Below are 25013 nucleotides of genomic sequence, written 5' to 3' on the forward strand. Positions count from 1 at the left end.
AACGCCTCGCCAACAAGTTAGCGCCTACAGAGCTCTTGCTGCTTGCGTGTGGCGTGTCTGCTCACTAACGTAGCGCCATCAAAAAATGTCACCCCCGCAGGAGCTTTGCCATGGCCTCGCCAGCCTTTTTAGATTTTCTTCCCCGGTTCGGCGTTGCCGCAGCAGTGGTCAGTGTCCTGAGTTTGAGCGGTTGCCAGCTCGGAGGCGCCAGTAGCGATACGCTTCCACCGTCCACCGGTGTGTTTGCGATCAAAGGGTTGGCGCAGAACGTTTCAGTACGCCGCAACAGCCTCGGCATGCCGCTGATCGAGAGCAATACGTTTCATGACGCGCTGTTCACCCTGGGTTATGTGCACGCCAGCGACCGCATCAGCCAAATGGTCAGCATGCGTTTGCTCGCCCAAGGCCGATTGGCCGAACTGGAAGGCCCCAGCGCCTTGGAAATCGACCGATTCATGCGTTCGATCAATCTGAAGAAAAGCGCAAGCGAGCTTTACAACAGTTCATCGCCACGGCTTAAACGTTTCTTCGAAGTCTACGCACGCGGCGTCAACGCTTACCTGTTCCGCTATCGCGACAAGCTGCCAGCCGATTTGACGGCGGCCGGTTACCACCCTGAATACTGGAAGCCGGAAGACTCGGCGCTGATCTTCAGCCTGCTGAACTTCGGCATGTCGGTGAACCTGCAACAAGAGCTTTCTTCTCTGGTATTGGCGCAAAAAGTCGGTGCAGAGAAGCTCGCTTGGCTGATCCCGACCTACCCTGATGAAGAACTGCCTATGGCCGAAGCCGACAAACTCAAAGGCCTGAATTTGAGCCAAATCCCAGGTCTCGGCGATTTGAATAAAGTGGCTCTGCAACTGTCCGACCTGAACATGCTTGGTGTCGCGGCCTCGAACAACTGGGTGGTCGCTCCCCAACGCAGCCGCAGCGGTAAAAGTTTGCTGGCCAACGACATGCACCTGCCCGCCACCTTGCCTTCGGCTTGGAGCTTTGTGCAGATCCGCGCACCTAAATTTGAGGCAGCCGGGATGTCCATCGCCGGTCTACCGCTAGTATTGTCCGGCTTTAATGGCAAGCTGGCGTGGGGCATGACCACCGCCATGGGCGACAATCAGGACCTGTTCCTCGAGAAACTCAAGCGTGAAAACAATAAGTTGCTCTACTTGGTCGATGGCAAGTGGCAACCGGCCTCGGTGCGCAACGAAACGTTCTTTATCAAAGGCGAGCGTGCTGTTCGCGAAACCATTTACGAAACCCGCCACGGCACTCTCCTCAACAGCGCGCTGGGCGAACGCAGCAGCCCAGAGCAACCCGTCCAACTCAGTAACGGCTTGGGTCTGGCCCTGCAAACACCCGACTTCAAAGACGACAAAAGCATGGACGCGTTCTTCAACCTGTCCCGCGCTCAAAACGTCGAGAAAGCCTCGGACGCCGTTCGTGAAATTCGCGCCATGGCCCTGAACATTGTGTTTGCCGACTCCCAACATGTTGGCTGGCAGGTCACAGGACGCTTCCCGAACCGCCGCGAGGGTCTAGGGTTGCTCCCATCGCCGGGCTGGGACAGCCACTATGACTGGGACGGTTACGCCGATTCGATGCTGCACCCATATGATCAAGACCCAAGGCAAGGCTGGATCGGCACCGCCAACCAACGCACCCTGCAAAAAGGTTACGGCATGCAACTGTCTAACTCCTGGAACTACCCGGAGCGCGCCGAACGCATAGCCGTTTTGTTAAATGGCGATAAACAGGACAGCCGCAGCATGATCGCCATGCAATACGATCAAACCACGACCTTTGCTGCCAAGCTGAAGAAGATGTTTCAAGCACCCGGTATGGCCCAACCGCTGAATCTGGCTATTAATGCGTTACCTGCGGCGGATCGTGGCAAGGCTCAAGAAGCCTTGGCACGCCTGATAGCGTTTGACGGCAAGTTGTCCGCGAGTTCCTCCGACGCCGCGATTTATGAGCTTTTCCTGCAAGAAAGCGCTAAGCAGATCTTCCTTGACGAACTGGGGCCGGAAACCAGCCCGGCCTGGAAAGCGCTAGTTGAAAACGCCAACTTCACCTACTCCGCTCAAGCCGATCACCTACTTGGCCGCGAAGACAGCCCGTATTGGGATGACATCAAAACCCCGCAAAAAGAAGACAAACCGACGATTCTCGCCCGCAGCCTGGCTGCCGCGATAACTGCAGGCGACAGCCAATTAGGTGGCGATCACAAAGCCTGGCAGTGGGGCAAACTGCACCGCTACACCTGGACCGCGAAAAACGGCCAGATGGCTAATCGCAGCCCCACTCCAGCCGGAGGTGATCACAGCACTCTCAATGCGGCTGGTTACGCGTGGGGTGAAAACTTCGACACTGCACTGACGCCTGCGATGCGGATAATCGTCGACTTCGGTCAACCTGAACCAATGATGAGTCAGAACAATGCAGGCCAATCCGGCAATCCAGTCAGCCCGCATTACGCTGATGGCATTGAACCTTGGCTAAAAGCGCAATACACGACAATCCCGATGCAACCGCAGAACCTGGAACGGGCCTACGGCAAGGCACGACTGACGCTGACGCCAGGGAAGTAATGGTCTGATATCAACCCCGTAACCCTGTGGAACCTGATTTATTCGAGAACTGAGCAACGCGGTCCGCACGTCAGACCGTGTTGGTCGCTTCCCGATGAATGAGCTTGTCACACCGGGTTGCGCTGGATAACGAGCCTGTGATAGAGCGCCTGCCATCCACTTCGAACTTCCACCCGCGCACCGCCTCATAACTAACAAGCCCATCCTTCTGGTCATCCTATGGATCTTGTTATCGCACGGCCCGAAGGGCTGTACTGCCCGCAGGGAGATTTTTATATCGACCCATGGCGCCCGGTTGAGCGGGCCGTTATTACCCACGGTCATGGCGATCACGCGCGTACCGGCAATCAACATTACCTGGCGGCAGCTCCCGGCGAAGGCATTTTACGGGCGCGACTGGGGCAGGACTTAAACCTGCAAACCCTGAATTACGGCGAAAACATCAATCATCATGGTGTGACGCTGAGCTTGCACCCGGCCGGCCATGTACTCGGATCGGCGCAAGTTCGGCTCGAATATCGAGGCAAAATATGGGTAGCCTCAGGGGATTACAAAGTTGAACCCGACGGCACCTGTGCGCCTTTCGAGCCAGTGCGTTGCCATACCTTCATCACTGAATCCACGTTCGGTCTGCCTATTTATCGCTGGCAACCTCAGGCTGATATCTTCGCTGACGTTAATCAATGGTGGCGAGGCAATATTGAGCAAGGCAAAGCCAGTGTGCTGTTTTGCTATTCCTTCGGCAAAGCCCAGCGAATCCTCCACGGTATTGATCCCGACATCGGTCCAATTCTGGTCCATGGCGCCATCGAACCGCTGAACCGGGTGTACCGCGAAGCCGGTGTTCGTATCCCCGAGACCCATTACGCAAGCGACTTTAAAAAGACCGACCCACTATTGCGCCAAGCGTTGATTCTTGCCCCACCTTCTGCGGGCGGCAGCACCTGGATGCGACGTTTTGGTGACCTCAGCGATGCATTTGCCAGCGGCTGGATGATGTTGCGCGGCACTCGCCGCCGGCGCGGAGTAGATCGCGGCTTTGTACTTTCGGATCATGCCGACTGGCCAGGGCTGCTATGGGCTATTGAGCAAACCGGCGCTGAGCGAGTGATGGTGACCCATGGTTCGGTCAACGTACTGGTGCGCTATCTTCGCGAGAAAGGGTTGGATGCTCAGGGCTTCAGCACCGAATACGGCGACGACGAAGATCTTGCGCTGGGTACCTCGCCACCTCACGAGGTTCCAGCATGAGAGCCTTCGCCGCGCTTTATTCGCGTTTAGACGCCACAACGTCGAGCAACGCCAAGCTCGCCGCATTACGCGACTACTTTATCGCTGCAGCACCTGAGGATGCAGCCTGGGCCGTTTATTTTTTGTCCGGCGGACGACCTCGGCAATTGGTCCCCACCCGATTGTTGCGCGAACAGGCGATGGCGCTTTCCGGGTTGCCAGAATGGCTGTTCGAAGAAAGTTATCAAGCCGTGGGGGATTTGGCAGAGACGCTTTCATTGATTCTTCCCGAGGTTCAGCAAAGCTCCGATGCGGGTCTGGCGACTTGGATGGAAGACTATTTGTTGCCATTGCGCGGCCTGCCGCCAGAGGAATTGACCGAACGACTGGAAAGTTATTGGGCGCAGCTCGACCGCCTTAGCCTGATGGTCTGCATCAAGTTGATTACCGGCAGTTTCAGAGTGGGGGTTTCTAAATTGCTGGTTACCCGTGCACTTGCCTCCCTGGCTGACATCGACAGCAAGCGCGTGGCGCAACGTTTAGTGGGCTACACCGACCTTTCCCATCGGCCCAGCGCCGAGGGTTACCTCAAGTTGATCGCGGCTGAGTCCGACGATGAACACGCCCAGCGCGGCGGCCAGCCTTATCCGTTCTTCCTTGCACACGCTTTGCAGCAGCCCGTGGATCAATTCGAAACGCTGCTCGGTCCGTGTGAAGAGTGGCAAGTGGAATGGAAGTGGGACGGTATCCGGGCGCAATTGGTCAAACGTGAAGGTCGTTTATGGATCTGGTCACGTGGCGAAGAATTAGTCACTGATCGTTTCCCTGAGTTGCACAGCCTGAGCCAGTGTTTACCGGACGGCACGGTGATCGACGGCGAAATCGTGGTTTGGAAACCCCCCGTCGTCGGGCCGAAAGACGACGACGTTTTCGCGCTGGCAACATCAGAAGACTCAAACGCTGCTCAACCTTCGGTTCAGCCTTTCGCATTGCTGCAGCAGCGTATCGGCCGCAAAACGTTGGGTAAGAAAATTCTAAACGACGTACCGGTGGTGGTACTCGCCTACGACCTGCTGGAATGGCGAGGTCGCGATTGGCGCAGCCGTCCTCAGCACGAACGGCGCGCCCAGCTCGAAGTATTGCTCCATTGCAGCCAAAGTCCGGTTTTGCTGCCGTCGCCCATACTAAGCGCAACCGATTGGATAGACCTCGGCCGACAGCGCGAAGCGTCCCGCAGCCTCGGCGTCGAGGGCATGATGCTCAAAGCCCGCGACGCGCTTTATGGCGTAGGCCGCACCAAAGACATGGGCGTTTGGTGGAAATGGAAAGTCGATCCATTCAGCGTCGACGCGGTGTTGATTTATGCCCAGCGCGGCCACGGTCGACGCGCCAGCCTGTACAGCGATTACACTTTCGCAGTCTGGGACGGGCCACCCGACGCTAGCGAACGAACTTTGGTGCCGTTTGCCAAGGCCTATTCCGGGTTGACCGACGAAGAGATGCGCAAGGTCGATGCGATTGTCCGTAAAACTACAGTGGAAAAATTCGGCCCGGTACGCAGCGTCACCCCAAGCTTGGTGTTCGAGCTTGGCTTTGAGGGCATCGCCCTGTCCAAGCGGCACAAAAGCGGAATTGCGGTGCGTTTCCCGAGAATGCTGCGCTGGCGCCAGGACAAACCGGTAGCCGAGGCAGACAGCTTATCGACGCTGCAAGATTTGCTCAGCTGAACGTGATGCGCTATTTTTGTGCGCTTATTTTCGAGCGGGCCTTTTCTGTGCATGAGGGGCTTTCTATAGGACCAAACATATTGGCGAATTAGCTAATGCAAAATGCTTGACGCATAGCTTGGCGAGTAGGTTAGCTCCTGCAGCATTGTTTTGCGCTTAGCCTTGGGGCATTCCCTGCTCCAGCAGGGCGTTTCAGCACTAAAGTCATCATTGCGACAACTCTGTACATTTAAAACGCACGTTCGTCTCTTTGGTTCAAATATTGCTATCTTCTTACCGTCTGGCGCTTGCCGGTAGCAAGAGATCCGCGTGTTCCCAACGCTCATTTTGGTTTTAAGGACTGATCAATGAAAAAAGCATGGCTGACCCTTTCCGCATTGGCTATTTGTCTGGCCGCTGGCAGTGCAATGGCCAAGGAATACAAGGAATTGCGCTTCGGCGTCGATCCTTCTTATGCACCTTTCGAATCAAAAGCAGCCGATGGCAGCCTGGTAGGCTTCGATATCGATCTGGGCAATGCGATTTGCGCCGAGCTGAAAGTGAAATGCAAATGGGTTGAAAGCGATTTCGACGGCATGATCCCTGGCTTGAAAGCCAATAAATTCGACGGTGTTATCTCGTCGATGACCGTTACAGAGGCTCGTGAGAAGGTTATCGACTTCTCAAGCGAACTGTTTTCCGGTCCAACGTCGTTGGTTTTCAAGAAAGGTTCTGGCGTCACTTCCGACCCGGCAACCCTGAAAGGCAAAACGGTTGGTTATGAGCAAGGCACGATTCAGGAGGCCTATGCCAAAGCCGTTTTGGACAAAGCAGGTGTGACCACCAAGGCTTACGCCAACCAGGATCAGGTTTACGCTGACCTGACTTCGGGTCGTCTTGATGCTTCGGTACAAGACATGCTGCAAGCCGAGCTGGGCTTTTTGAAATCGCCAGGAGGTGCTGGTTTTGAAGTTTCCAAGCCAATCACAGATCCACTGTTGCCAGCAAAAACGGCAGTTGGTATCTCGAAAGGTAACAAAGACCTCAAAGCACTGTTGGATAAAGGTATCAAAGCGTTACACGCTGACGGTAAATACGAAGAAATCCAGAAAAAACACTTTGGCGATCTGAACCTGTATAGCGGTAAATAAACATCCCAACGCCCATCGACTTCAGGTGAGTACCGTCACCCGTTTCGATGGGCGTTTTTTTGACCGTAAAAGGCTTGATTCATGCTCGACGAATGGCTGCAATACCTTGGTTTATCTGCCCTCAGCTTGAAAGGCTTTGGGCCCCTGCTGCTTCAAGGGACGTGGATGACCATCCAATTAGGAATTTTGTCGCTGTTGGTCGCCGTTATCCTCGGCTTGATCGGCGCCAGCTGCAAATTGTCCAGTTTGCGTGCGCTGCGCATTCCAGCGCAGATTTACACCACCTTGATCCGCGGCGTGCCCGACCTGGTGCTGATGCTGCTGATTTTCTACAGCCTGCAAACCTGGCTGACCAGCTTCACTGAAATAATGGACTGGGACTACATCGAAATCGATCCGTTCGCCGCTGGGGTAATCACCCTGGGGTTTATCTACGGAGCTTATTTCACCGAAACCTTCCGCGGCGCCATTCTATCTGTGCCTCGCGGCCAGATTGAAGCCGCCACTGCGTATGGCTTGACCCGTGCCCAGCGATTTCGCCTTGTGGTATTTCCGCAAATGATGCGTTTCGCATTGCCGGGCATCGGTAACAACTGGATGGTGATCCTCAAGGCCACTGCCCTGGTCTCAATCATCGGCCTGGCCGATCTGGTCAAGGCCTCCCAAGACGCAGGCAAAAGCACCTACGAGCTTTTCTACTTTCTGGTGGTGGCGGCGTTGATCTACTTACTGATTACCAGCGTTTCCAACATTGTCTTGCGCTGGGCTGAACGACGTTATGCCGCTGGTAGCCGGGAGGCACAACGATGATTGAACTTCTTCAAGAATATTGGCGGCCCTTCCTTTATAGCGACGGTCAACACATCACCGGTCTGGCGATGACCATGTGGCTGCTTAGCGCCTCAATCGCCATTGGCTTTGTAGTGTCGATCCCACTCTCTATCGCCAGGGTTTCGCCTAAGTTCTGGATTCGCTTGCCAGTACAGTTCTACACCTACCTGTTTCGTGGAACCCCGCTTTATATCCAACTGTTAATTTGCTACACCGGCATCTACAGCATTGCGGCGATTCGCGCACAACCGTTGCTTGATGCCTTTTTCCGCGACGCCATGAACTGTACGATTCTCGCGTTTGCGTTAAACACCTGTGCTTACACCACCGAAATTTTTGCCGGGTCGATCCGAAGCATGGCCCATGGCGAAGTCGAAGCGGCCAAGGCGTTCGGGCTCACCGGCTGGAAGCTTTATGCCTACGTCATCATGCCGTCGGCACTGCGACGCTCACTGCCGTTCTACAGCAATGAAGTGATCTTGATGCTGCATTCGACCACCGTCGCATTTACCGCCACCGTTCCGGATATTCTCAAGGTCGCCAGAGACGCCAACTCAGCTACATTCATGACGTTTCAATCTTTCGGTATCGCCGCACTGATCTATTTGACGGTTACTTTTGCCTTGGTTGGCCTGTTCCGGTTGGCTGAACGCCGCTGGCTGGCCTTTCTCGGCCCGGCTCATTAGGACACTTTATGCGCCATCAAGCCCACAATGTGCTAGCCCCCCTGCCGGGAACCGCGCGGCAGATTCACAGCTTTTATTACGGCCCAGAAAATGCGGGTCGCAAAGTCTATATTCAGGCCTCGCTGCACGCGGACGAATTGCCCGGCATGTTGGTGGCCTGGCATTTAAAACAGCGACTGGCCGAACTGGAAAGGGCCGGAAGGCTGCTGGGCGAAATCGTTTTGGTCCCGGTGGCTAATCCCATTGGCCTTGAACAGGTGCTAATGGACATCCCGCTGGGCCGCTATGAACTGGAAAGTGGGCACAATTTTAACCGTCGATTCCTCGACCTTAGTCAACAGGTCGGGGACGACGTCGAAGCCCTGCTCGGTGATAATCCACAGCGAAATCTTGAACTAATCCGCGCCAGCCTACGCGCGGCATTGGTCGCGCAGGTGCCCGGCACTCAGTTGCAGTCGCAGCGGCTGATCCTGCAAACGCTGGCGTGTGACGCTGACATGGTGCTGGACCTGCATTGCGATTTCGAAGCCGTGGAACATCTTTACACCACCCCCGAAGCCTGGTCGCTGGTCGAACCGCTGTCGCGCTATCTCGGCGCTCAGGCCAGTCTGTTGGCCACCGACTCTGGCGGTCAGTCGTTCGATGAATGTTTCACGCTGCTCTGGTGGCAGTTGCAACAGCGCTTCGATGGGCGCTTCGAAATTCCGATGGGCAGTTTTTCGGTGACCCTAGAGCTTCGTGGTCAGTGTGATGTCAGTCACGCGCTGGCCAGTCGCGATTGTCAGGCACTGATCAATTACCTCATGCACTTGGGCGTGATTGCCGGGGAACCTACACCGTTGCCGGAGTTGCTGTATCCGGCAACGCCGCTAGCAGCCGTTGAACCGGTGGAAACGGCGGTGGGCGGCTTGCTGGTGTTTTGTGCGTTGCCCGGTGAATACCTGGTAGCCGGGCAGCTCATTGCTGAAATCATAGATCCGATCACCGATCTGGTAACGCCGATCCACACTCTTAATCCCGGTTTGTTGTATGCGCGCTCAGTGCGCCGCATGGCAACCGCCGGCATGGTCATCGCTCACGTTGCAGGCACCGAAGCCTACCGTAGCGGTTACCTGCTCTCTCCTTAAGGACCGCACGGCAATGTACAAACTGACCATTGATAGCCTGCACAAAAGCTACGGCGATAACGAAGTGCTCAAAGGCGTATCCCTCAAGGCCAATACCGGCGATGTTATCAGCCTTATCGGCGCCAGCGGGTCGGGTAAAAGCACGTTCTTGCGCTGCATCAACTTTCTCGAAACGCCGAACGATGGCGCCATGAGCCTGGACGGCCAACAAATTCGCATGGTCTGCGACCGGCATGGCATGCGCGTCGCCGACCCGGCTGAATTGCAGCGCATCCGCACACGGCTGGCGATGGTGTTCCAGCATTTTAATTTGTGGAGCCACATGACCGTATTGGAAAACGTCGCCATGGCCCCGCGTCGTGTACTGGGCGTCAGCAAACGCGACGCTGAAGAACGTGCGCGCAAGTACCTCGACAAAGTGGGGCTGCCGGCTCGCGTCGCCGAGCAATACCCCGCTTTCCTTTCTGGTGGCCAACAACAGCGCGTCGCGATTGCACGGGCATTGGCGATGGAACCCGAGGTGATGCTGTTCGACGAACCCACCTCGGCGCTGGACCCGGAGCTGGTGGGCGAAGTGCTCAAAGTGATTCAGGGCCTGGCTGAAGAAGGCCGAACCATGATCATGGTGACCCACGAAATGAGCTTTGCGCGCAAAGTATCCAATCAGGTGATGTTCCTGCACCAGGGTTTGGTGGAAGAACAAGGACACCCGGACGAAGTCTTGGGCAACCCGCAAAGTGATCGACTGCGCCAGTTTTTGAGTGGAAATTTGAAGTAACAGCAGCTGATACCGCGTCGCGACATTCCCGAATGAATTCGGTCCCACAGGCAAATATCGATTCCCTGTGAGACCGAATTCATTCGCAAAGCGGTTTATCGGCCTTCCAGGCACAAAACTAATCCCCAATCCTCGCTGTCTCTGAATTAAGCCATTCAGAGCATTCAGCGCGGCATGAGCAAAACTCCCAGCGACTTCGCTCGACGATGGTTCTCTGCTCGCGGCTGGACACCTTTTGCGTTTCAAAAAGAAGTGTGGGCAGCGGTTAAACGCGGTGAATCGGGTTTGCTGCATGCTAGTACCGGCGCGGGTAAAACCTATGCGGTGTGGTTTGCTGCGCTGAACCGCTTCGCAAACGCCGCGATGCCACTCACTGCCGATAAGCCGAGCAAGCGCAAACCGCCTGCGGCGCCCTTGAGTGTGCTGTGGATCACACCGATGCGCGCCCTCGCCGCCGACACTGCCCGCGCCCTGCAAGCGCCGCTGCTGGATTTGAACATTCCCTGGAGTGTCGGCCTGCGCACCGGTGACACCAGCGGCAGTGAACGCGCCAAGCAAGCGCGTCGACTGCCCAGTGCACTGATCACGACGCCAGAAAGCTTGACCCTGCTGCTGACCCGCGAAGACGCCCGCGCTACGCTGTCCACATTGCGCATGGTGGTAGTAGATGAATGGCACGAACTGATTGGCAACAAGCGCGGCGTGCAAGTGCAACTGGCGCTGGCGCGACTCCGGCGCTGGAATCCACAACTGATCGTGTGGGGTGTTTCGGCAACACTAGGTAATCAAGTTCATGCACAGCAGGCGTTGCTAGGCGAGACCGGAATCAGCGTGCAAGGCAACGTCGCCAAAGACTTGCGCGTTGACACGTTACTGCCGCTGTCCATTGAACGCTTTCCCTGGGCGGGACACATGGGATTAAGCATGCTGCCGCAGGTGGTTGCCGAAGTAGACAGCAGCGCAACTTGTCTGTTGTTTACCAACACCCGTGCGCAATCAGAGATCTGGTATCAGGCGCTGCTTGAGGCTCGCCCTGATTGGGCGGGGCTGATCGCGTTGCATCATGGATCTCTGGCTCGGGAAGTGCGCGACTGGGTTGAGATGAGCCTCAAGGAAGGCCACCTCAAAGCCGTGGTGTGCACCTCCAGTCTGGATCTGGGGGTGGACTTTCTGCCGGTGGAACGGGTTCTGCAGATCGGCTCGGCCAAAGGTGTTGCGCGCTTAATGCAGCGTGCCGGACGTTCGGGCCATGCGCCTGGGCGCCCGTCGCGTGTAACCTTGGTGCCGACCCACAGCTTGGAATTGGTGGAGGCCGCTGCGGCTCGCAGTGCCGTAGCCGCGAGGCGAATCGAACCTCGGGAATCACCCCACAAGCCACTGGACGTTCTGGTTCAACATTTGGTGAGCATGGCCCTCGGAGGTGGTTTTCGCCCTGATGAGTTGCTGATTGAAGTGCGCAGTGCCTGGGCTTACCGCGAACTTACCGAGGACCAATGGCAATGGGCGCTGGCTTTCGTTCGGCATGGCGGCCACTCCCTGACCGCCTACCCCGATTACCGCCGCGCTGAACCGGACGAGCATGGCGTTTGGCGCGTACCTGACGCACGCCTGGCCCGGCGCCATCGCATGAGCATCGGTACCATCGTCAGCGATGCCAGTATTAATGTGAAGTATTGGAGCAAAGGTGGCGGTGGCCGCGCCTTGGGCACCGTCGAGGAAGGCTTTATTGCACGCTTGAAATCGGGGGACGGCTTTTTGTTCGGTGGTCGACTGCTGGAGCTCGTGCGGGTAGAAAATATGACCGCCTATGTACGCCGTGCCACCAGTAAAAAAGCCGCCGTACCGCGCTGGAACGGGGGTCGAATGCCCTTGTCCAGCGAGCTGGCAGATGCGGTGGTCACTCAATTCGACGAAGCGTCCAAAGGCGAGTTCGGCAGCCCGGAAATGCAAGCCGTGCGCCCGCTATTGCAAGTGCAGCAAAAGTGGTCCGGCCTACCCCGACAAAACACGTTGTTGGCGGAGATACTTAAGTCCCGGGAGGGGTGGCATCTTTTTCTCTACCCTTTCGCCGGACGCCACGTGCATCTGGGATTGGCGAGTTTGCTGGCTTGGCGCTTGAGCCGCAATCGACCGCTGACGTTTTCAATTGCCGTCAATGATTATGGTTTCGAACTGCTCAGTGCAACACAAGTGAACTGGGCTGAAGAGCTGAAGGCCGATTTGTTCAGTCAAGACCACCTGCTGGAAGACATACTTGCCAGCTTGAATGCCGGAGAACTGGCCCTTCGGCGTTTCCGGGAAATCGCCCGGATAGCTGGACTAGTGTTCTCCGGCTATCCCGGTGCACCTAAAAGCGCGCGCCAATTACAAGCATCCAGCGGGTTGTTTTTTGAGGTCTTCAAGCAATACGACTCGAGTAATTTGTTGCTGACCCAAGCCCAAGAGGAAGTCTTGCGCCAGGAACTGGATGTCGACCGGCTTGAACGCTCATTGGAGCAAATCAATCACCGCACACTGGACGTGCATCAGATCAAACGCCCGACCCCGCTGGCTTTTCCGCTATTGGTAGAGCGTTTTCGTGAAAGTCTCACCTCGGAAAAACTCGCTGACCGTATCGCCCGAATGGTGCGCGATCTGGAAAAAGCCGCTGGGGCTGAGTTAAATCCATGACCCCCCATTACTCTATAGAACTGGCAGGTGCGCAGCTGTGGCTGCTGGCGGAAAAGGCTGTCTATTACCCGGCCTTGCGGGTGTTGATGATTGCCGATGCGCATTTCGGCAAAGCCGCGGCGTATCGAAAACTTGGGCAGCCGGTGCCCCATGGCACGACACACAGCAACCTGCAACGCCTTGATGTACTTCTAAAATGTTACCCGTGTGAATGCCTGATTTTCTTGGGTGACTTCTTCCATGCACCAGGTTCACGAGCGGTAACCACGCTGGCAGCGTTACGAGAATGGCGGCAGCGCCATGAGAATTTGCGCGTTATTCTCATTCGCGGAAACCACGATTTGCGTGCTGGAGACCCACCTATCGATTGGCAATTTGAAGTGGTGTCGGAACCCTTGTTGCTCGGTCCGTTCGCGTTACAACATGAGCCTCATGAGCACGAAACTCACACTGTGCTCGCTGGCCACGTCCACCCGGTTTATCGACTAAATGGCATTGGTCGACAGAGCCTGCGTTTGCCGTGTTTTTACTTGAAGGAACGACTCGCGCTATTGCCTGCCTTCGGGGCCTTTACAGGCGGCATGGAAATATATCCCGAAGTGGGAAGCCGTATTTTTATCGTCGGCGACGGGACCGTGTGGCGCGCGCAATAAGCTGCCCGCAGATCAAGCGACTGGCGCAGGTGGCGGCTGATCCGGGAGTGTTGGCTCGCCGGGTTCTGTAGGCTGAGGTGTGTCTGGGCCAGGCTGACCAGGAATTCCGCCAACCATGTTGAGCTGTGGAGATGCGAGAAGCGACCAGGCAAGAAGCCCTACATGATTGTCATGTGAGTCCGTCGGAGGAACAATGGGCTTCAAATACGTTTTCATAGGCACTCCTGAAAGTAGTATGGCTCGTTGGCGTCGGGTCCAAACAGTTCAGTCAATAGAGTGCCGATCGGGAGACTAATTCCCTCGCTGCCGGATCAGTGGTGATCAGGTACGTGGCAAGGTCACGCCGCGCTGGCCCTGATATTTGCCGCCGCGGTCTTTGTAGGAGATTTCGCACTCTTCGTCGGATTCCAGAAAAAGCATCTGTGCCACTCCCTCGTTTGCGTAGATTTTCGCTGGCAGGGTCGTGGTATTCGAAAATTCCAGAGTCACGTGACCTTCCCACTCAGGCTCAAGTGGCGTCACATTGACAATGATTCCGCAGCGGGCATAAGTACTTTTTCCCAGACAAATGGTCAGTACATTGCGAGGAATGCGAAAGTATTCGACGGTGCGCGCAAGTGCAAAAGAGTTTGGCGGGATGATGCAGACATCGCTGGTCACGTCGACAAAGCTCTTTTCATCGAAATTCTTGGGGTCTACAGTCGCCGAGTTAATGTTGGTGAATACCTTAAACTCAGCAGCGCAGCGCACGTCGTAACCGTAGCTCGATACACCGTAGGAGATCAGTCGGTTGGCGCCTTCGCCCCGTACTTGACGCTCTACGAACGGCTCGATCATGCCGTGCTCTTGCGCCATGCGGCGAATCCATTTATCCGATTTGATACTCATGGCGGTGTCCTGAATAGCGAGCTAGAAAAATCTGTCCGGCATCTTACCGGGCTGGACCGTTGGGTTCAAAGACTCTGGCGGTGAACCGCCTGTCTCCCATAGCTCATTAGTCACGAAAGTAAATAATCGTGATCAGACCATTGGCACGTTCCGAAAAACACGTTAAGGTGGCGCCACTGTGTTGCTTGTGTCACTGAGAATCTCTACACGATGTTGAATTTCGATCCAACCATCTCCAAGAATTTTTCCTGCTCTTTGCACTCAGTCTCGGCCAGGGCTTTTCCTGAGTCGCAGTCAACTTTGTCCAAGGAGATACACCATGTCTAATCGCCAAACTGGTACCGTTAAGTGGTTCAACGATGAAAAAGGCTTCGGCTTCATCACTCCACAGTCCGGTGACGACCTGTTCGTTCACTTCAAAGCAATCCAATCTGACGGCTTCAAAAGCCTGAAAGAAGGCCAGCAGGTCTCTTTCATCGCTACCCGCGGTCAGAAAGGCATGCAAGCTGAAGAAGTTCAAGTTATCTAACTTGTACTTATTCGCTTAAAAAGAACCTCGCCCTTAAAAGCGAGGTTTTTTTACGCCTGAAATTTACTCGGGTGTAAAGACCGGTAGGAGCTGCCGAAGGCTGCGATCATCATCAAGACGCGCAGCCTTCGGCAGCTTCTACCGGTTTTTCCATTGTTCGAAGTCAATCTTCGCTCACGGTAATGCTCGGCATTGCTTGTGACCGAGCCTCTTGCAAGACGATCCGCGCACCTACGTGCCGCGCAAGCTCCTGGTAAACCATCGCGATCTGACTTTCAGGCTCGGCGATGACCGTGGGCTTGCCGCCGTCCGCCTGCTCGCGAATCAACATGGACAACGGCAACGACGCCAATAACTCGACATCGTATTGCGCGGCCAGCTTTTCGCCGCCGCCCTCACCGAACAAGTGCTCTGCGTGGCCGCAGCTAGAGCAAATGTGAATTGCCATGTTTTCAACCACGCCCAACACCGGAATGTTGACCTTGCGGAACATCTCCACGCCTTTCTTCGCATCTAGCAATGCTAGATCCTGCGGTGTAGTGACAATCACGGCACCTGCTACCGGAACTTTTTGCGCCAGCGTCAGCTGAATATCACCGGTGCCTGGCGGCATATCGATGACCAAGTAATCCAGATCATCCCATGCAGTCTGAGTAATCAACTGCAACAAAGCACCGGAAACCATCGGGCCACGCCAGACCATCGGCGTGTTGTCGTCCGTCAGAAACGCCATGGACATCACCTGTATCCCGTGGGATTCGATGGGCACAAACCACTTCTGATCCTTGATCTTGGGCCGCGTACCTTCAGCAATGCCGAACATCACACCCTGACTCGGGCCATAGATATCAGCGTCAAGCATACCGACGCGAGCGCCTTCCCGAGACAACGCCAGCGCCAGATTGGCAGCTGTAGTGGATTTGCCCACACCGCCCTTACCCGATGCCACGGCCACAATGTTTTTCACATTTGCCAGGGCCGGTATTTGTTCTTGGGCCTTGTGTGCTGAAATCACACAGCGGACATCGACCTTGGCTGACGACACGCCGTCGAGACCCTCAAGCGCAATTTGCAGCATTTGCGCCCAACCCTTCTGGAATAAAGCGGCGGCGTAACCTAACTCAAGTTTTACACTGACGCGATCACCCTGAATGTCGATAGCGCTGACACAACCTGCGCTGACAGGATCCTGATTCAAATATGGGTCGGTATATTGGCGAAGAACGGCTTCCACCGTTGCGCGATTAACAGCGCTCATGGCTACTCCCGATAGTAATGACTGAGTAAAACAGGCGGCTATCCTACGCTTTATGCTGCACCTCGGCATGCTTTCGCCGCATGCTGAGCCGCCCGGTAAAGACGAGCAATTTGTGTCCGCTGGGTGAAAAATATCGCCCAGCCCTTTATAGTGGCCGACCTCCGTTCCACTTCAAGTAGCCGAGCCCCATGTCCGAGCCACGCAAGATACTCGTCACCAGCGCCCTGCCCTATGCTAATGGCTCAATCCACCTTGGCCATATGCTTGAGTACATCCAGACCGATATGTGGGTGCGTTTTCAGAAGCACCGCGGCAATCAGTGCATATACGTCTGCGCGGACGATGCTCACGGCTCGGCTATCATGCTGCGTGCTGAAAAAGAAGGTATCACCCCAGAGCAACTGATCGCCAACGTAAAGGCTGAACACAGCGCCGACTTTGCCGACTTCCTGGTGGACTTCGATAATTTCCACTCGACGCACTCGGATGAAAACCGCGAGCTGTCGAGCATGATCTATACCCGACTACGTGATGCTGGGCACATCGCCACGCGCTCGATCACCCAGTATTTCGACCCTGAAAAGCTGATGTTCCTGGCAGACCGGTTCATTAAAGGCACCTGCCCGAAGTGCGGCACCGAAGATCAATACGGTGACAACTGCGAAAAATGCGGTGCGACCTATGCGCCAACGGACCTGAAAAATCCAAAATCGGCGATTTCAGGTGCTACGCCGGTCTTGAAAGAGTCGCAGCATTTTTTCTTCAAACTGCCCGACTTCGACGCCATGCTGAAAAGCTGGACCCGCAGTGGCACACTACAAGAGGCGGTTGCGAACAAAATTTCCGAATGGCTGGATGCAGGCCTGCAACAGTGGGACATTTCCCGCGACGCACCCTATTTCGGCTTCGAGATTCCAGGTGAGCCGGGCAAATATTTCTATGTTTGGCTGGATGCGCCGATTGGTTATATGGCCAGCTTCAAGAATCTTTGCGCACGCCGTCCTGATCTGGACTTCGACGCCTATTGGGCCAAGGACTCCACGACTGAGCTGTACCATTTCATCGGTAAGGACATCGTCAACTTCCACGCCCTGTTCTGGCCGGCCATGCTCGAAGGCGCGGGGTTGCGTAAGCCAACAGCGATCAACGTTCACGGGTACCTAACCGTCAACGGTCAGAAAATGTCGAAATCGCGCGGAACATTTATTAAAGCGCGAACGTATCTGGATAACCTGACGCCGGAATACCTGCGTTACTACTATGCGGCCAAGCTCAGCCGTGGCGTTGATGACCTGGATCTAAACCTTGAGGACTTCGTACAGAAGGTCAACTCGGACCTGATCGGTAAAGTGGTCAATATCGCCAGTCGCTGTGCCGGTTTCATCCACAAAGGCAACGCTGGAGTGATGGTCGCAGGAAATGCCGCGCCAGAACTGACCGACGCGTTCCTCGCGGCCGCGCCGGGGATTGCCGAAGCGTATGAAGCGCGGGACTTTGCCAGGGCCATGCGCGAAATCATGGGGCTGGCTGATCGCGCCAATGCCTATATCGCCGACAAAGCGCCGTGGTCACTGGCCAAGCAAGAAGGCAAACAAGATGAAGTCCAGGCCGTTTGCGCCTTGGGCATCAATCTGTTCCGCCAACTGGTGATTTTCCTCAAGCCGGTGCTACCGCTGCTGGCTGCCGATGCAGAGAAATTCCTCAACGTCGCGCCGCTGACCTGGGACGATCACCTGACGCTGCTGAGTAATCATCAGCTCAACCCGTTCCTGCCGCTGATGACCCGCATCGATCCGGTAAAAGTACAAGCCATGAGCGACGCCTCGAAAGAAGACCTGACTGCCACCGAAATCCTGATTGTTCCGCAAGGCAACGGGGAGTTGATAAAAGACCCGCTGGCTGCCGAAATCGATTTTGATGCATTCGCTGCTGTAGACCTTCGAGTAGCCCTGATTCTCAAGGCTGAACACGTTGAAGGCGCTGACAAACTGCTGCGTTTGACCTTGGACATTGGTGACGAACAGCGCAATGTCTTCTCCGGAATCAAGAGCGCCTACCCGAATCCAGCGGAATTGGAAGGGCGCCTCACGATGATGATTGCCAACCTCAAACCACGGAAAATGCGCTTTGGTATATCCGAAGGCATGGTAATGGCAGCTGGTCCCGGCGGCGAAGAGATCTACCTGCTCAGCCCGGACAGCGGAGCCAAGCCGGGTCAGCGAATCAAGTAACCCTGACGCAAAGCCCACGAACATAGCTGTTCGTGGGCTTTTTCGCGCAAGAATTATCCATGCTAGTTTGCTGGCGACTATCTTCTTTAAAGACCCTCTGGCCTGTTCGTTGACCCCGGCACACCCATGACCGATTTCATTCTCACGCTCATCAGCGCCGCCCTGATCAATAACGTCGTATTGCAGTGGCCGCTGGGCGTCAATCCAGTACTCAATGCCAGCCGCAAACCCCGAGTTACCAGGTTGCAACTTCATGCGCTGGGAATGGCGACAGTGTGGGTGATGTTTTGCAGTACGCTTCTCAGTTACCTGCTGTACCACGCTGTACTGGTGCCGCTGGAGCTGACTTATTTGCGGTTGTTCGTGTTCTTGCCGATCAGTGTAATGGTCATCAAGCCCTGCGTATCCGTGCTGTCGCGATTACTGCCCAAGGTGTCGTTCGACGGACTGTTGCTGCTACTGCTAAGCAACTCCGGCATTCTTGGGTTAGCGCTGTTAGCCACGCTGCCTGACAGGGGTATTTTCTTCGCGCTGGCATTGAGTCTCGGCTCCGGGCTGGGATTTTGGTTGGTTTTGAGCCTGTTTCATGATCTTCAACAGCGGATTCAAACCCAAGACGTGCCGCTGCCTTTTCGTGGTTTACCGATACAGCTAATCAGCGCGGGCTTGATGGGCGTGGCCTTTATTGGATTCAGTGGGCTGACCAACCTATGAACCTAATCCAAACCATTGACGCGCTGCTTCCACAGACGCAATGCGGCAAGTGCGGCCACCCAGGTTGCAAACCCTACGCCGAAGGCATCGCACGCGGCGAAGCGATTAACAAATGCCCTCCCGGGGGCGACGAAACCGTCGCCGAGCTCGCCCGACTGCTAAAGGTTCCGGCCTTGCAACTGGACCTTGAACGTGGCCCAGCGCCGCCACAGATCGCATTCATTCGCGAAGCGGAATGCATCGGCTGTACCAAATGTATTCAGGCCTGCCCGGTGGACGCCATCCTCGGCGCGGCAAAGCTGATGCACACCGTAATTATTGATGAATGCACCGGTTGCGACTTGTGCGTGGCGCCATGTCCGGTGGACTGCATCGAGATGCATCCCCTGCCGCTGTCCGGCGTCGTCGCTATCGTGGGCGGTCTGGCGGTTAGCAATGAACAACAGCACGCTCGACTTGCGAAGCGCAATCGCGCCCGCCACCGCTTTGAAGCACGTAATGATCGACTACACCGCGAAGAGGAGCATCGGCAAGCAGAACGCATGGCCCGCCTGCAGCGCGCCGTTCAGGTCAGTGCAGCCCCAGAAACAGCACTGAACCCAGTGCTGTGCGCCATTGAACGTATTCGCGCACAGAAAGCGGCGGTCGCTGATCAAGCACTGAAAAAAGCCAAGATCATGATGGCGATGAGCCGCGCGCAATTGAATAAATCATTGAAAGCCTTTGGCCATCCGCCCACCCGTGAACAACAAGAGCAACTCGTGGTGTTGCAGCGCGAATTCGAAGCCGCCGAGCAGGCCTTGAACCTTCTGGAAACATCGGCGCAGGCACACCCCCAGGTTAGCGCGCATGCCAACGCCTGAGACTTTGCCCCACACCGTCGAGAAGGTCGGCACGAACCTGCAAAAAACCATGACACTGGTATTGCTTGCGACATTACCCGGAGCGCTGGCGCTAGTCTGGTTTTACGGCTGGGGGATAGTTATTAACTGGCTGCTGGCAATAAGCACAGCGCTGGTCGTAGAAGCAGCGGTACTTAAGCTTCGTCAACTGCCGCTCACGCCGAGCCTGAGCGATGGCAGCGCGCTGGTAAGCGCAACCCTCCTGGTGCTTGCTCTGCCGCCTTATTTACCTTGGTGGTTGACGCTACTGGCCACTAGTTTTGCCCTGCTGTGCGGAAAGCATCTGTTTGGTGGAATAGGGAAAAATCCGTTTAACCCGGCCATGCTCGGTTACGCGATGGCGCTGGTATCTTTTCCCCAACACATGAGCCACTGGCCCTCCTCCCACGGACTAAACTTACTGGGCGGCCTGCAACAGACGTTCGGTTTGAACCTGGGCTCGACACCGCCACCCGACGCATGGGCCCAAGCCACAGCACTTGATGCGTTGCGGATCAACAAAAGCCTTACTGTCGACGAGCTGTTCGCCGGCAACCCGTCGTTCGGCCGATTCGGGGGGCGGGGTGCCGAATGGTTTAATCTGGCGTTTCTCGCAGGCGGCGCCTTCCTGCTATGGCAACGCGTATTTACATGGCATGCGCCTGTAGGAATGCTGGGCAGCTTGTTTGTTATCAGCCTGCTGTGTTGGAACGGTTCAGGCTCCGATTCTCATGGGTCGCCACTGTTCCACCTGCTGACCGGCGCTAGCATGCTCGGGGCATTTTTTATCGTCACAGAACCCGTGTCCGGACCCAAAAGCCCGCAGGCAAGGCTGTTGTTTGGCAGCGGAGTAGGTTTGATTACGTACGTGATCCGCACATGGGGTGGCTATCCCGACGGGGTCGCGTTCGCAGTGCTGCTCATGAATCTGGCCGTTCCCGCGTTGGAGCGTCTGGAACGAATAAAACCCGGTGGCGAGACCGAAAAAACCGGAGCCGTCCCATGACCATAAGAGCAAGATTGCTGAGTGCGTCAGTTATCGTCTTACTCGCATGCCTTGGTGTGGGGTTGACGATTGCGCTGCAGCACGGAGCTGCGTTGCAAATCAGCGCAGCGCAAGAGGCGGCTCAATCTCAAGCATTTTTATCGGTCATGCCTCCATTCAGTTACGACAATCAACCTATGCAGCACCCACTGTCGTTGCCTGAGCGCACCGCAGACACCCAGGCGGTGATTGCCGGTTATCTTGCAACACGAGGGGGCAAGCCCAGTGCGGTGCTGTTTCGTAGCCAGGCTCAAGGTTATTCGGGCCCCATCGAGTTGCTGATCGCGGTGTCGATAGAGGGTCAACTGCTCGGTGTCAAAGCCCTCAAACACAACGAAACGCCCGGCATTGGTGCTCGCCTTATGACTGAGCCGGCTTGGCTGAAGCGATTTATCGGCCGGTCGCTCGGCGATCCACCCGAATCCGCATGGTCGGTAAAGAAAGACAACGGCGAGTTTGATCAAATCGCTGGCGCGACCATCACCTCAAGGGCAACCGTTGGCGCAATACGCACCACATTACGTTTCTTCGACGCTTACCGGGCGCAACTGATGGCGCTCCCCTCAGGTAGGCACCCATGAATAACCCTACGCAACACTTCGACCGCCCTCGCTGTAACGCCCTGCTCGGCCCTCTAAGTCTGACGCCTATTTTGGGCGTTACGGACTCGCTTACCCGCGCAGTTGGGCTATTAACGGTGCTGTGGGTCGTTGCTGGTGCGCACGCCGTGCTGATGCAACCAATACGCCGCCTATTGACGCCAGCCGCCGAACTCCTCGCCAGCGCGTTGCTGGCTGCTTTGCTAGTCAGCTGCATTGAGTTGGCGATACAAGCGCGCGCATTGGCGCTTTATCAGGGATTGGGGATATATCTGCCACTGGTAAGCATTTATTGCGTACTGAGCAACCACTCACACAAGGCAATGGACTTGCGACGTAGCTGCACACTCGTTGCTCGATTCTGTGCACTGATGCTGACTCTTGCACTGCTGCGTGAACTACTGGGCAATGGCACGCTGTTCAGCCAGGCTCAATGGTTATTTGGCAACCGCGCGGCGCACTGGGAAATCCGAGTGGCGCCAGGGGGAGCGCATCTTGCTCTGTTAACCCCCGGTGGATTTATTCTGCTCGGGTTGCTTCTTGCCGCGAACAACTATCGGACTGATCGACGGGCTGGTCGCCGACCGACCCATAACGAGAACACCCATCAACACTCCACAGTCAAGGAAATGCTGCATCCATGAACGCCGCAAAACGCCTGGAAATTTTCCGTCGCCTGCGTGAGGACACTCCGGAACCCAAAACCGAGCTAGCGTATAACTCGGCATTTGAACTACTGATTTCCGTGATTCTCTCGGCCCAAGCGACAGATGTCAGCGTCAACAAGGCAACAGCACGCCTTTATCAAGTGGCCAACACCCCACAAGCTATTTACGACCTAGGGGTAGCCGGGCTTTGCGAATACATAAAAACCATTGGTCTCTACAACGCTAAGGCGAAAAACGTCGTCGAGACGTGTCGCCTCCTAATGGAACGGCATGGCAGCCAAGTACCGCAAACGCGCGAAGCCCTAGAGGCGTTGCCGGGCGTAGGCCGTAAAACAGCGAACGTTGTGCTCAATACTGCATTTCGCCAGCTGACCATGGCTGTGGACACGCATATTTATCGGGTAAGCAATCGTACGGGCATAGCCCCAGGCAAAAATGTGGTCGAAGTAGAGAGGCAGCTAATGAAATTTGTGCCTAAAGATTTCCTGCTCGACGCCCACCACTGGCTGATCCTCCACGGACGCTATGTGTGCCAGGCTCGCAAGCCCCGCTGTGGCAGTTGCAGGATCGAAGACTTGTGCGATTTTAAAGAAAAAACGTCTGACGATTGAGTAATAGTGAAGTTCAGGGGTAATCGATTGAAAAAAACCTTTTTACCCAGCCGACAATTATCGCTATAAGGTCCGCCAATGACAGCCTAAGCCTGGAGTCACTTTATGAGCACTGGCAAAGAGCAGCTGGACGAGGATGACGATTTCGTCGCAGTTGAAGCGGACGATGACACACCTCCACCTGTGGAAAGCGCAAAAACCAATTTGAGCAAACGTCGCACGATCGACAATATGCTGGAGGAACGACGCTTGCGGCGGCGATTGGCCGATTACGACTTCGATCTGTAAGGCAAAGGGCTACCCGCTGGCTGCGACCTCACGACGAACGCCACGTAAGCCTCTCATCCTCGAGAAGCTTTACATGGCGGGGGACCAGAATTTGCTATTCATCATTTGCCCCCATTCGAAATGGGTCAGACCAAGCCGTTGCGCTGAGCAAGCTCAATCAAGTCAACCAATGAGTGAGCGTTGAGTTTTAGTAACAGACGCGTTTTGTACGTACTGACTGTTTTATTACTTAGAAACATCCCATCAGCGATTTCCTTGTTGGTCTTCCCACACGCCAACTGCTGAAGAACCATCATCTCCCGGCCAGAAAGCCGATCAACCATATCTGCCTCACTGGCATTCCCCATGCTGGAGCGCACGGTATGCAATGCCTGGTTAGGGAAATAACTGTATCCCGATAGTACTGCCTTTATCGCACTCAGCAATTCAGTTAAATCCTGCTGCTTGCAGACATATCCCGCTGCCCCCGCTTGCATACATCGCATGGAAAAATGACCTGGGGCCTGAGAGGTCAGTATTAAAACTCTGAAGGGGAGCGTCATTGCTGATAGTCGGGCTATAACCTCCAAACCGTCCAGTTTTGGTATTCCAATGTCAAGAATGACGATATCGGGTAAATGTTCGCGAGCAAGTTGCAAGGCGTCCACGCCATTATCCGTTTCCGCGACGACTTCATAGCCGTGACGCTCCATTAGCATGCGTACAGCAAGTCTAATGACGGGGTGATCATCCACGATCAGCACTTTATTCATGAGCAAGTCCAATTTTCGCTGTTCGATTTTTCAGAGCCCGCACAATAGCCTAGTCGTTTAGTGCTTTGCATAGCGCACCCCTCCGAGGACCAACAGACAGAGACCTTTCCTACAAAGACGACAGACATACCCTACAAAAACCCCTATATGCATGACGTTTTTTTGATTTTCTGACGGCTGATTTACTCCAACGCCACTTACTCCAACAACGTAAGAAATGATTGCAGCCCCTTTTGATGACTCATTGCCTTCTGATTCAACCAATAGAATTTTTATCGTTCCGTCAAGCATATCCGCAACTCCCTTTAGACTATTCCGCACTAGCCGCGATTCCTGTTGAGAACATAGGCACGGCAAGCGCATGGCCATTGGCCGATTTTTTTAGTACTCCAGCCTCAATTTTCTCGTATCCAAATCAAAACTGACCGACGCTACATCGGCACGATTAGACACTCATGGTCTGATCGCTCTCTTGCACGAAGAATAAGTCGGATCGTCCGACATACCACAGAATAACGTTCAGAGAATTATTACTAATTCCATCCGAGCCTCTGCGCATCCAGAGCGCAAACTATACATTTAAACGTGGCTATATTAATCTTTTCGGTAACTACAAGAGAATCCCTACCTATCAATACGACTTTTCCTACATCGTAAACAACGCATTCCGGTTAAAGAGCCGATAAAAACGGACCATCCACCCGCTGAAAAATTGCTAAAAAGATCAATCAAGCATCTATAGAAAGTACACGCCGAATACTAAAAAATCAAAAACTCTGCCCGCTTGCTCGCGTCAATCTATTTATTGGCGAATAGTAATGATGCTGAATAGGGCTGCTGCAGGCTCGTCCGGCGATGAGTTAATGCTATTCGCTACATTCTAGCTAGCCTAAACTGAACAAAAAGGAAATGGACTACGACACATGAAGAAGACTTACTAGCTTCATGTAAGAAACTCAAGACAACCGCACTACAATTTACTTAATCCATCTTTTTTACTTGCAAATCCTATTACCACTCGTTACTTTTTATCGACAGCCTCTTCAACAACTTAATTTCAAGTGCTGATCAGAACCTCTGATACGTTATTGACTCGCCGCTTGCTGACAGAAAATCGCCTTCTGCTCGG

Annotated in this window: 23 protein-coding genes; 19 read left to right on the plus strand and 4 right to left on the minus strand. The window is 55.0% G+C overall.

What is annotated here, in order from left to right:
• Positions 1-110 precede the first annotated feature (110 nt).
• From RGW60_RS13845 to pdeM, 10 genes are all read left to right on the plus strand, one after another.
• A complete protein-coding gene (locus tag RGW60_RS13845) occupies positions 111-2588 on the plus strand; it encodes a penicillin acylase family protein (protein WP_322205134.1) in 2478 nt (825 codons plus the stop codon).
• Positions 2589-2807: 219 nt separating this feature from the next.
• Complete coding sequence (locus tag RGW60_RS13850) at positions 2808-3839, plus strand: ligase-associated DNA damage response exonuclease (RefSeq protein ID WP_322205135.1); 1032 nt, start codon at positions 2808-2810, stop codon at positions 3837-3839.
• Entirely contained in the window at positions 3836-5545 is a 1710-nt protein-coding gene (locus tag RGW60_RS13855; RefSeq protein WP_322205136.1) for an ATP-dependent DNA ligase, read from the plus strand. The genes RGW60_RS13850 and RGW60_RS13855 overlap by 4 nt, the downstream gene beginning before the upstream one ends.
• A gap of 347 nt (positions 5546-5892) precedes the next feature.
• A complete protein-coding gene (locus RGW60_RS13860; protein ID WP_322205137.1) occupies positions 5893-6675 on the plus strand; it encodes a transporter substrate-binding domain-containing protein in 783 nt (260 codons plus the stop codon).
• Positions 6676-6756: 81 nt separating this feature from the next.
• Positions 6757-7485 carry an ABC transporter permease gene (locus RGW60_RS13865; protein WP_322205138.1) on the plus strand — a complete coding sequence of 243 codons (729 nt, stop codon included), beginning with the start codon at positions 6757-6759 and terminating at the stop codon, positions 7483-7485.
• Complete coding sequence (locus RGW60_RS13870; protein WP_322205139.1) at positions 7482-8192, plus strand: ABC transporter permease; 711 nt, start codon at positions 7482-7484, stop codon at positions 8190-8192. Before RGW60_RS13865 ends, RGW60_RS13870 begins: the two co-directional genes overlap by 4 nt.
• 8 nt (positions 8193-8200) lie before the next feature.
• A complete protein-coding gene (locus RGW60_RS13875) occupies positions 8201-9319 on the plus strand; it encodes a succinylglutamate desuccinylase/aspartoacylase family protein (RefSeq protein WP_322205140.1) in 1119 nt (372 codons plus the stop codon).
• A gap of 13 nt (positions 9320-9332) precedes the next feature.
• Positions 9333-10097 carry an ABC transporter ATP-binding protein gene (locus RGW60_RS13880; RefSeq protein WP_322205141.1) on the plus strand — a complete coding sequence of 255 codons (765 nt, stop codon included), beginning with the start codon at positions 9333-9335 and terminating at the stop codon, positions 10095-10097.
• 174 nt (positions 10098-10271) lie between these two features.
• On the plus strand, positions 10272-12767 hold the full coding sequence (locus RGW60_RS13885; RefSeq protein WP_322205142.1) for a ligase-associated DNA damage response DEXH box helicase: 2496 nt from the start codon (positions 10272-10274) through the stop codon (positions 12765-12767).
• The gene (pdeM, locus tag RGW60_RS13890) at positions 12764-13420 is read left to right on the plus strand and encodes a ligase-associated DNA damage response endonuclease PdeM (protein ID WP_322205143.1); all 657 of its coding nucleotides are present in this window, start codon (positions 12764-12766) and stop codon (positions 13418-13420) included. Before RGW60_RS13885 ends, pdeM begins: the two co-directional genes overlap by 4 nt.
• A gap of 12 nt (positions 13421-13432) precedes the next feature.
• Here the strand turns inward: pdeM and RGW60_RS13895 are convergent, their stop codons facing one another.
• Both RGW60_RS13895 and dcd read right to left on the minus strand, forming a co-directional pair.
• Positions 13433-13636 carry a hypothetical protein gene (locus tag RGW60_RS13895; RefSeq protein ID WP_322205144.1) on the minus strand — a complete coding sequence of 68 codons (204 nt, stop codon included), beginning with the start codon at positions 13634-13636 and terminating at the stop codon, positions 13433-13435.
• 105 nt (positions 13637-13741) lie between these two features.
• Positions 13742-14308: a dCTP deaminase gene (gene dcd, locus RGW60_RS13900; RefSeq protein ID WP_322205145.1), complete on the minus strand. Its 567-nt coding sequence runs from the start codon at positions 14306-14308 to the stop codon at positions 13742-13744.
• A gap of 319 nt (positions 14309-14627) precedes the next feature.
• Between dcd and RGW60_RS13905 the strand changes: the two genes are divergently transcribed.
• The gene (locus RGW60_RS13905; RefSeq protein ID WP_002554837.1) at positions 14628-14837 is read left to right on the plus strand and encodes a cold-shock protein; all 210 of its coding nucleotides are present in this window, start codon (positions 14628-14630) and stop codon (positions 14835-14837) included.
• 163 nt (positions 14838-15000) lie between these two features.
• On the opposite strand, the gene apbC is transcribed toward RGW60_RS13905, so the two are convergent.
• Positions 15001-16095 (minus strand): iron-sulfur cluster carrier protein ApbC, encoded by a 1095-nt coding sequence (gene apbC, locus RGW60_RS13910; protein WP_322205146.1) that lies wholly within the window; start codon positions 16093-16095, stop codon positions 15001-15003.
• A gap of 188 nt (positions 16096-16283) precedes the next feature.
• On the opposite strand from apbC, the gene metG reads away from it, so the two are divergent.
• From metG to RGW60_RS13950, 8 genes are all read left to right on the plus strand, one after another.
• Positions 16284-18326 (plus strand): methionine--tRNA ligase, encoded by a 2043-nt coding sequence (gene metG, locus RGW60_RS13915; protein ID WP_322205147.1) that lies wholly within the window; start codon positions 16284-16286, stop codon positions 18324-18326.
• Positions 18327-18452: 126 nt separating this feature from the next.
• Positions 18453-19040, plus strand: a complete 588-nt coding sequence (locus RGW60_RS13920; RefSeq protein ID WP_322205148.1) for an electron transport complex protein RnfA — start codon at positions 18453-18455, stop codon at positions 19038-19040.
• Positions 19037-19903: an electron transport complex subunit RsxB gene (rsxB, locus tag RGW60_RS13925; protein ID WP_322205149.1), complete on the plus strand. Its 867-nt coding sequence runs from the start codon at positions 19037-19039 to the stop codon at positions 19901-19903. The genes RGW60_RS13920 and rsxB overlap by 4 nt, the downstream gene beginning before the upstream one ends.
• Complete coding sequence (locus RGW60_RS13930; RefSeq protein ID WP_322205150.1) at positions 19890-20927, plus strand: RnfABCDGE type electron transport complex subunit D; 1038 nt, start codon at positions 19890-19892, stop codon at positions 20925-20927. Before rsxB ends, RGW60_RS13930 begins: the two co-directional genes overlap by 14 nt.
• Positions 20924-21547: an RnfABCDGE type electron transport complex subunit G gene (locus tag RGW60_RS13935; protein ID WP_322205151.1), complete on the plus strand. Its 624-nt coding sequence runs from the start codon at positions 20924-20926 to the stop codon at positions 21545-21547. The genes RGW60_RS13930 and RGW60_RS13935 overlap by 4 nt, the downstream gene beginning before the upstream one ends.
• Positions 21544-22209: an Rnf-Nqr domain containing protein gene (locus RGW60_RS13940; RefSeq protein WP_322205152.1), complete on the plus strand. Its 666-nt coding sequence runs from the start codon at positions 21544-21546 to the stop codon at positions 22207-22209. Before RGW60_RS13935 ends, RGW60_RS13940 begins: the two co-directional genes overlap by 4 nt.
• The gene (gene nth, locus RGW60_RS13945) at positions 22206-22844 is read left to right on the plus strand and encodes an endonuclease III (protein ID WP_322205153.1); all 639 of its coding nucleotides are present in this window, start codon (positions 22206-22208) and stop codon (positions 22842-22844) included. The genes RGW60_RS13940 and nth overlap by 4 nt, the downstream gene beginning before the upstream one ends.
• 105 nt (positions 22845-22949) lie before the next feature.
• The gene (locus RGW60_RS13950; RefSeq protein ID WP_322205154.1) at positions 22950-23132 is read left to right on the plus strand and encodes a PA3496 family putative envelope integrity protein; all 183 of its coding nucleotides are present in this window, start codon (positions 22950-22952) and stop codon (positions 23130-23132) included.
• Between the two features lie 125 nt (positions 23133-23257).
• Here RGW60_RS13950 and RGW60_RS13955 read toward each other — a convergent pair whose 3' ends face one another.
• Positions 23258-23884: a response regulator transcription factor gene (locus tag RGW60_RS13955; protein WP_322205155.1), complete on the minus strand. Its 627-nt coding sequence runs from the start codon at positions 23882-23884 to the stop codon at positions 23258-23260.
• Between the last annotated feature and the right edge of the window lie 1129 nt (positions 23885-25013).

The organism is Pseudomonas sp. AB6, from assembly GCF_034314105.1.
In the GTDB taxonomy this organism is placed as follows: Bacteria; Pseudomonadota; Gammaproteobacteria; order Pseudomonadales; family Pseudomonadaceae; genus Aquipseudomonas.

Bases quoted from the DNA above. Each gene is read 5' to 3' on its own strand.
- RGW60_RS13845 (WP_322205134.1), top strand. From the start codon at position 111: ATGGCCTCGCCAGCCTTTTTAGATTTTCTTCCCCGGTTCGGCGTTGCC.
- RGW60_RS13850 (WP_322205135.1), top strand. From the start codon at position 2,808: ATGGATCTTGTTATCGCACGGCCCGAAGGGCTGTACTGCCCGCAGGGA.
- RGW60_RS13855 (WP_322205136.1), top strand. From the start codon at position 3,836: ATGAGAGCCTTCGCCGCGCTTTATTCGCGTTTAGACGCCACAACGTCG.
- RGW60_RS13860 (WP_322205137.1), top strand. From the start codon at position 5,893: ATGAAAAAAGCATGGCTGACCCTTTCCGCATTGGCTATTTGTCTGGCC.
- RGW60_RS13865 (WP_322205138.1), top strand. From the start codon at position 6,757: ATGCTCGACGAATGGCTGCAATACCTTGGTTTATCTGCCCTCAGCTTG.
- RGW60_RS13870 (WP_322205139.1), top strand. From the start codon at position 7,482: ATGATTGAACTTCTTCAAGAATATTGGCGGCCCTTCCTTTATAGCGAC.
- RGW60_RS13875 (WP_322205140.1), top strand. From the start codon at position 8,201: ATGCGCCATCAAGCCCACAATGTGCTAGCCCCCCTGCCGGGAACCGCG.
- RGW60_RS13880 (WP_322205141.1), top strand. From the start codon at position 9,333: ATGTACAAACTGACCATTGATAGCCTGCACAAAAGCTACGGCGATAAC.
- RGW60_RS13885 (WP_322205142.1), top strand. From the start codon at position 10,272: ATGAGCAAAACTCCCAGCGACTTCGCTCGACGATGGTTCTCTGCTCGC.
- pdeM (WP_322205143.1), top strand. From the start codon at position 12,764: ATGACCCCCCATTACTCTATAGAACTGGCAGGTGCGCAGCTGTGGCTG.
- RGW60_RS13895 (WP_322205144.1), bottom strand. From the start codon at position 13,636: ATGAAAACGTATTTGAAGCCCATTGTTCCTCCGACGGACTCACATGAC.
- dcd (WP_322205145.1), bottom strand. From the start codon at position 14,308: ATGAGTATCAAATCGGATAAATGGATTCGCCGCATGGCGCAAGAGCAC.
- RGW60_RS13905 (WP_002554837.1), top strand. From the start codon at position 14,628: ATGTCTAATCGCCAAACTGGTACCGTTAAGTGGTTCAACGATGAAAAA.
- apbC (WP_322205146.1), bottom strand. From the start codon at position 16,095: ATGAGCGCTGTTAATCGCGCAACGGTGGAAGCCGTTCTTCGCCAATAT.
- metG (WP_322205147.1), top strand. From the start codon at position 16,284: ATGTCCGAGCCACGCAAGATACTCGTCACCAGCGCCCTGCCCTATGCT.
- RGW60_RS13920 (WP_322205148.1), top strand. From the start codon at position 18,453: ATGACCGATTTCATTCTCACGCTCATCAGCGCCGCCCTGATCAATAAC.
- rsxB (WP_322205149.1), top strand. From the start codon at position 19,037: ATGAACCTAATCCAAACCATTGACGCGCTGCTTCCACAGACGCAATGC.
- RGW60_RS13930 (WP_322205150.1), top strand. From the start codon at position 19,890: ATGCCAACGCCTGAGACTTTGCCCCACACCGTCGAGAAGGTCGGCACG.
- RGW60_RS13935 (WP_322205151.1), top strand. From the start codon at position 20,924: ATGACCATAAGAGCAAGATTGCTGAGTGCGTCAGTTATCGTCTTACTC.
- RGW60_RS13940 (WP_322205152.1), top strand. From the start codon at position 21,544: ATGAATAACCCTACGCAACACTTCGACCGCCCTCGCTGTAACGCCCTG.
- nth (WP_322205153.1), top strand. From the start codon at position 22,206: ATGAACGCCGCAAAACGCCTGGAAATTTTCCGTCGCCTGCGTGAGGAC.
- RGW60_RS13950 (WP_322205154.1), top strand. From the start codon at position 22,950: ATGAGCACTGGCAAAGAGCAGCTGGACGAGGATGACGATTTCGTCGCA.
- RGW60_RS13955 (WP_322205155.1), bottom strand. From the start codon at position 23,884: ATGAATAAAGTGCTGATCGTGGATGATCACCCCGTCATTAGACTTGCT.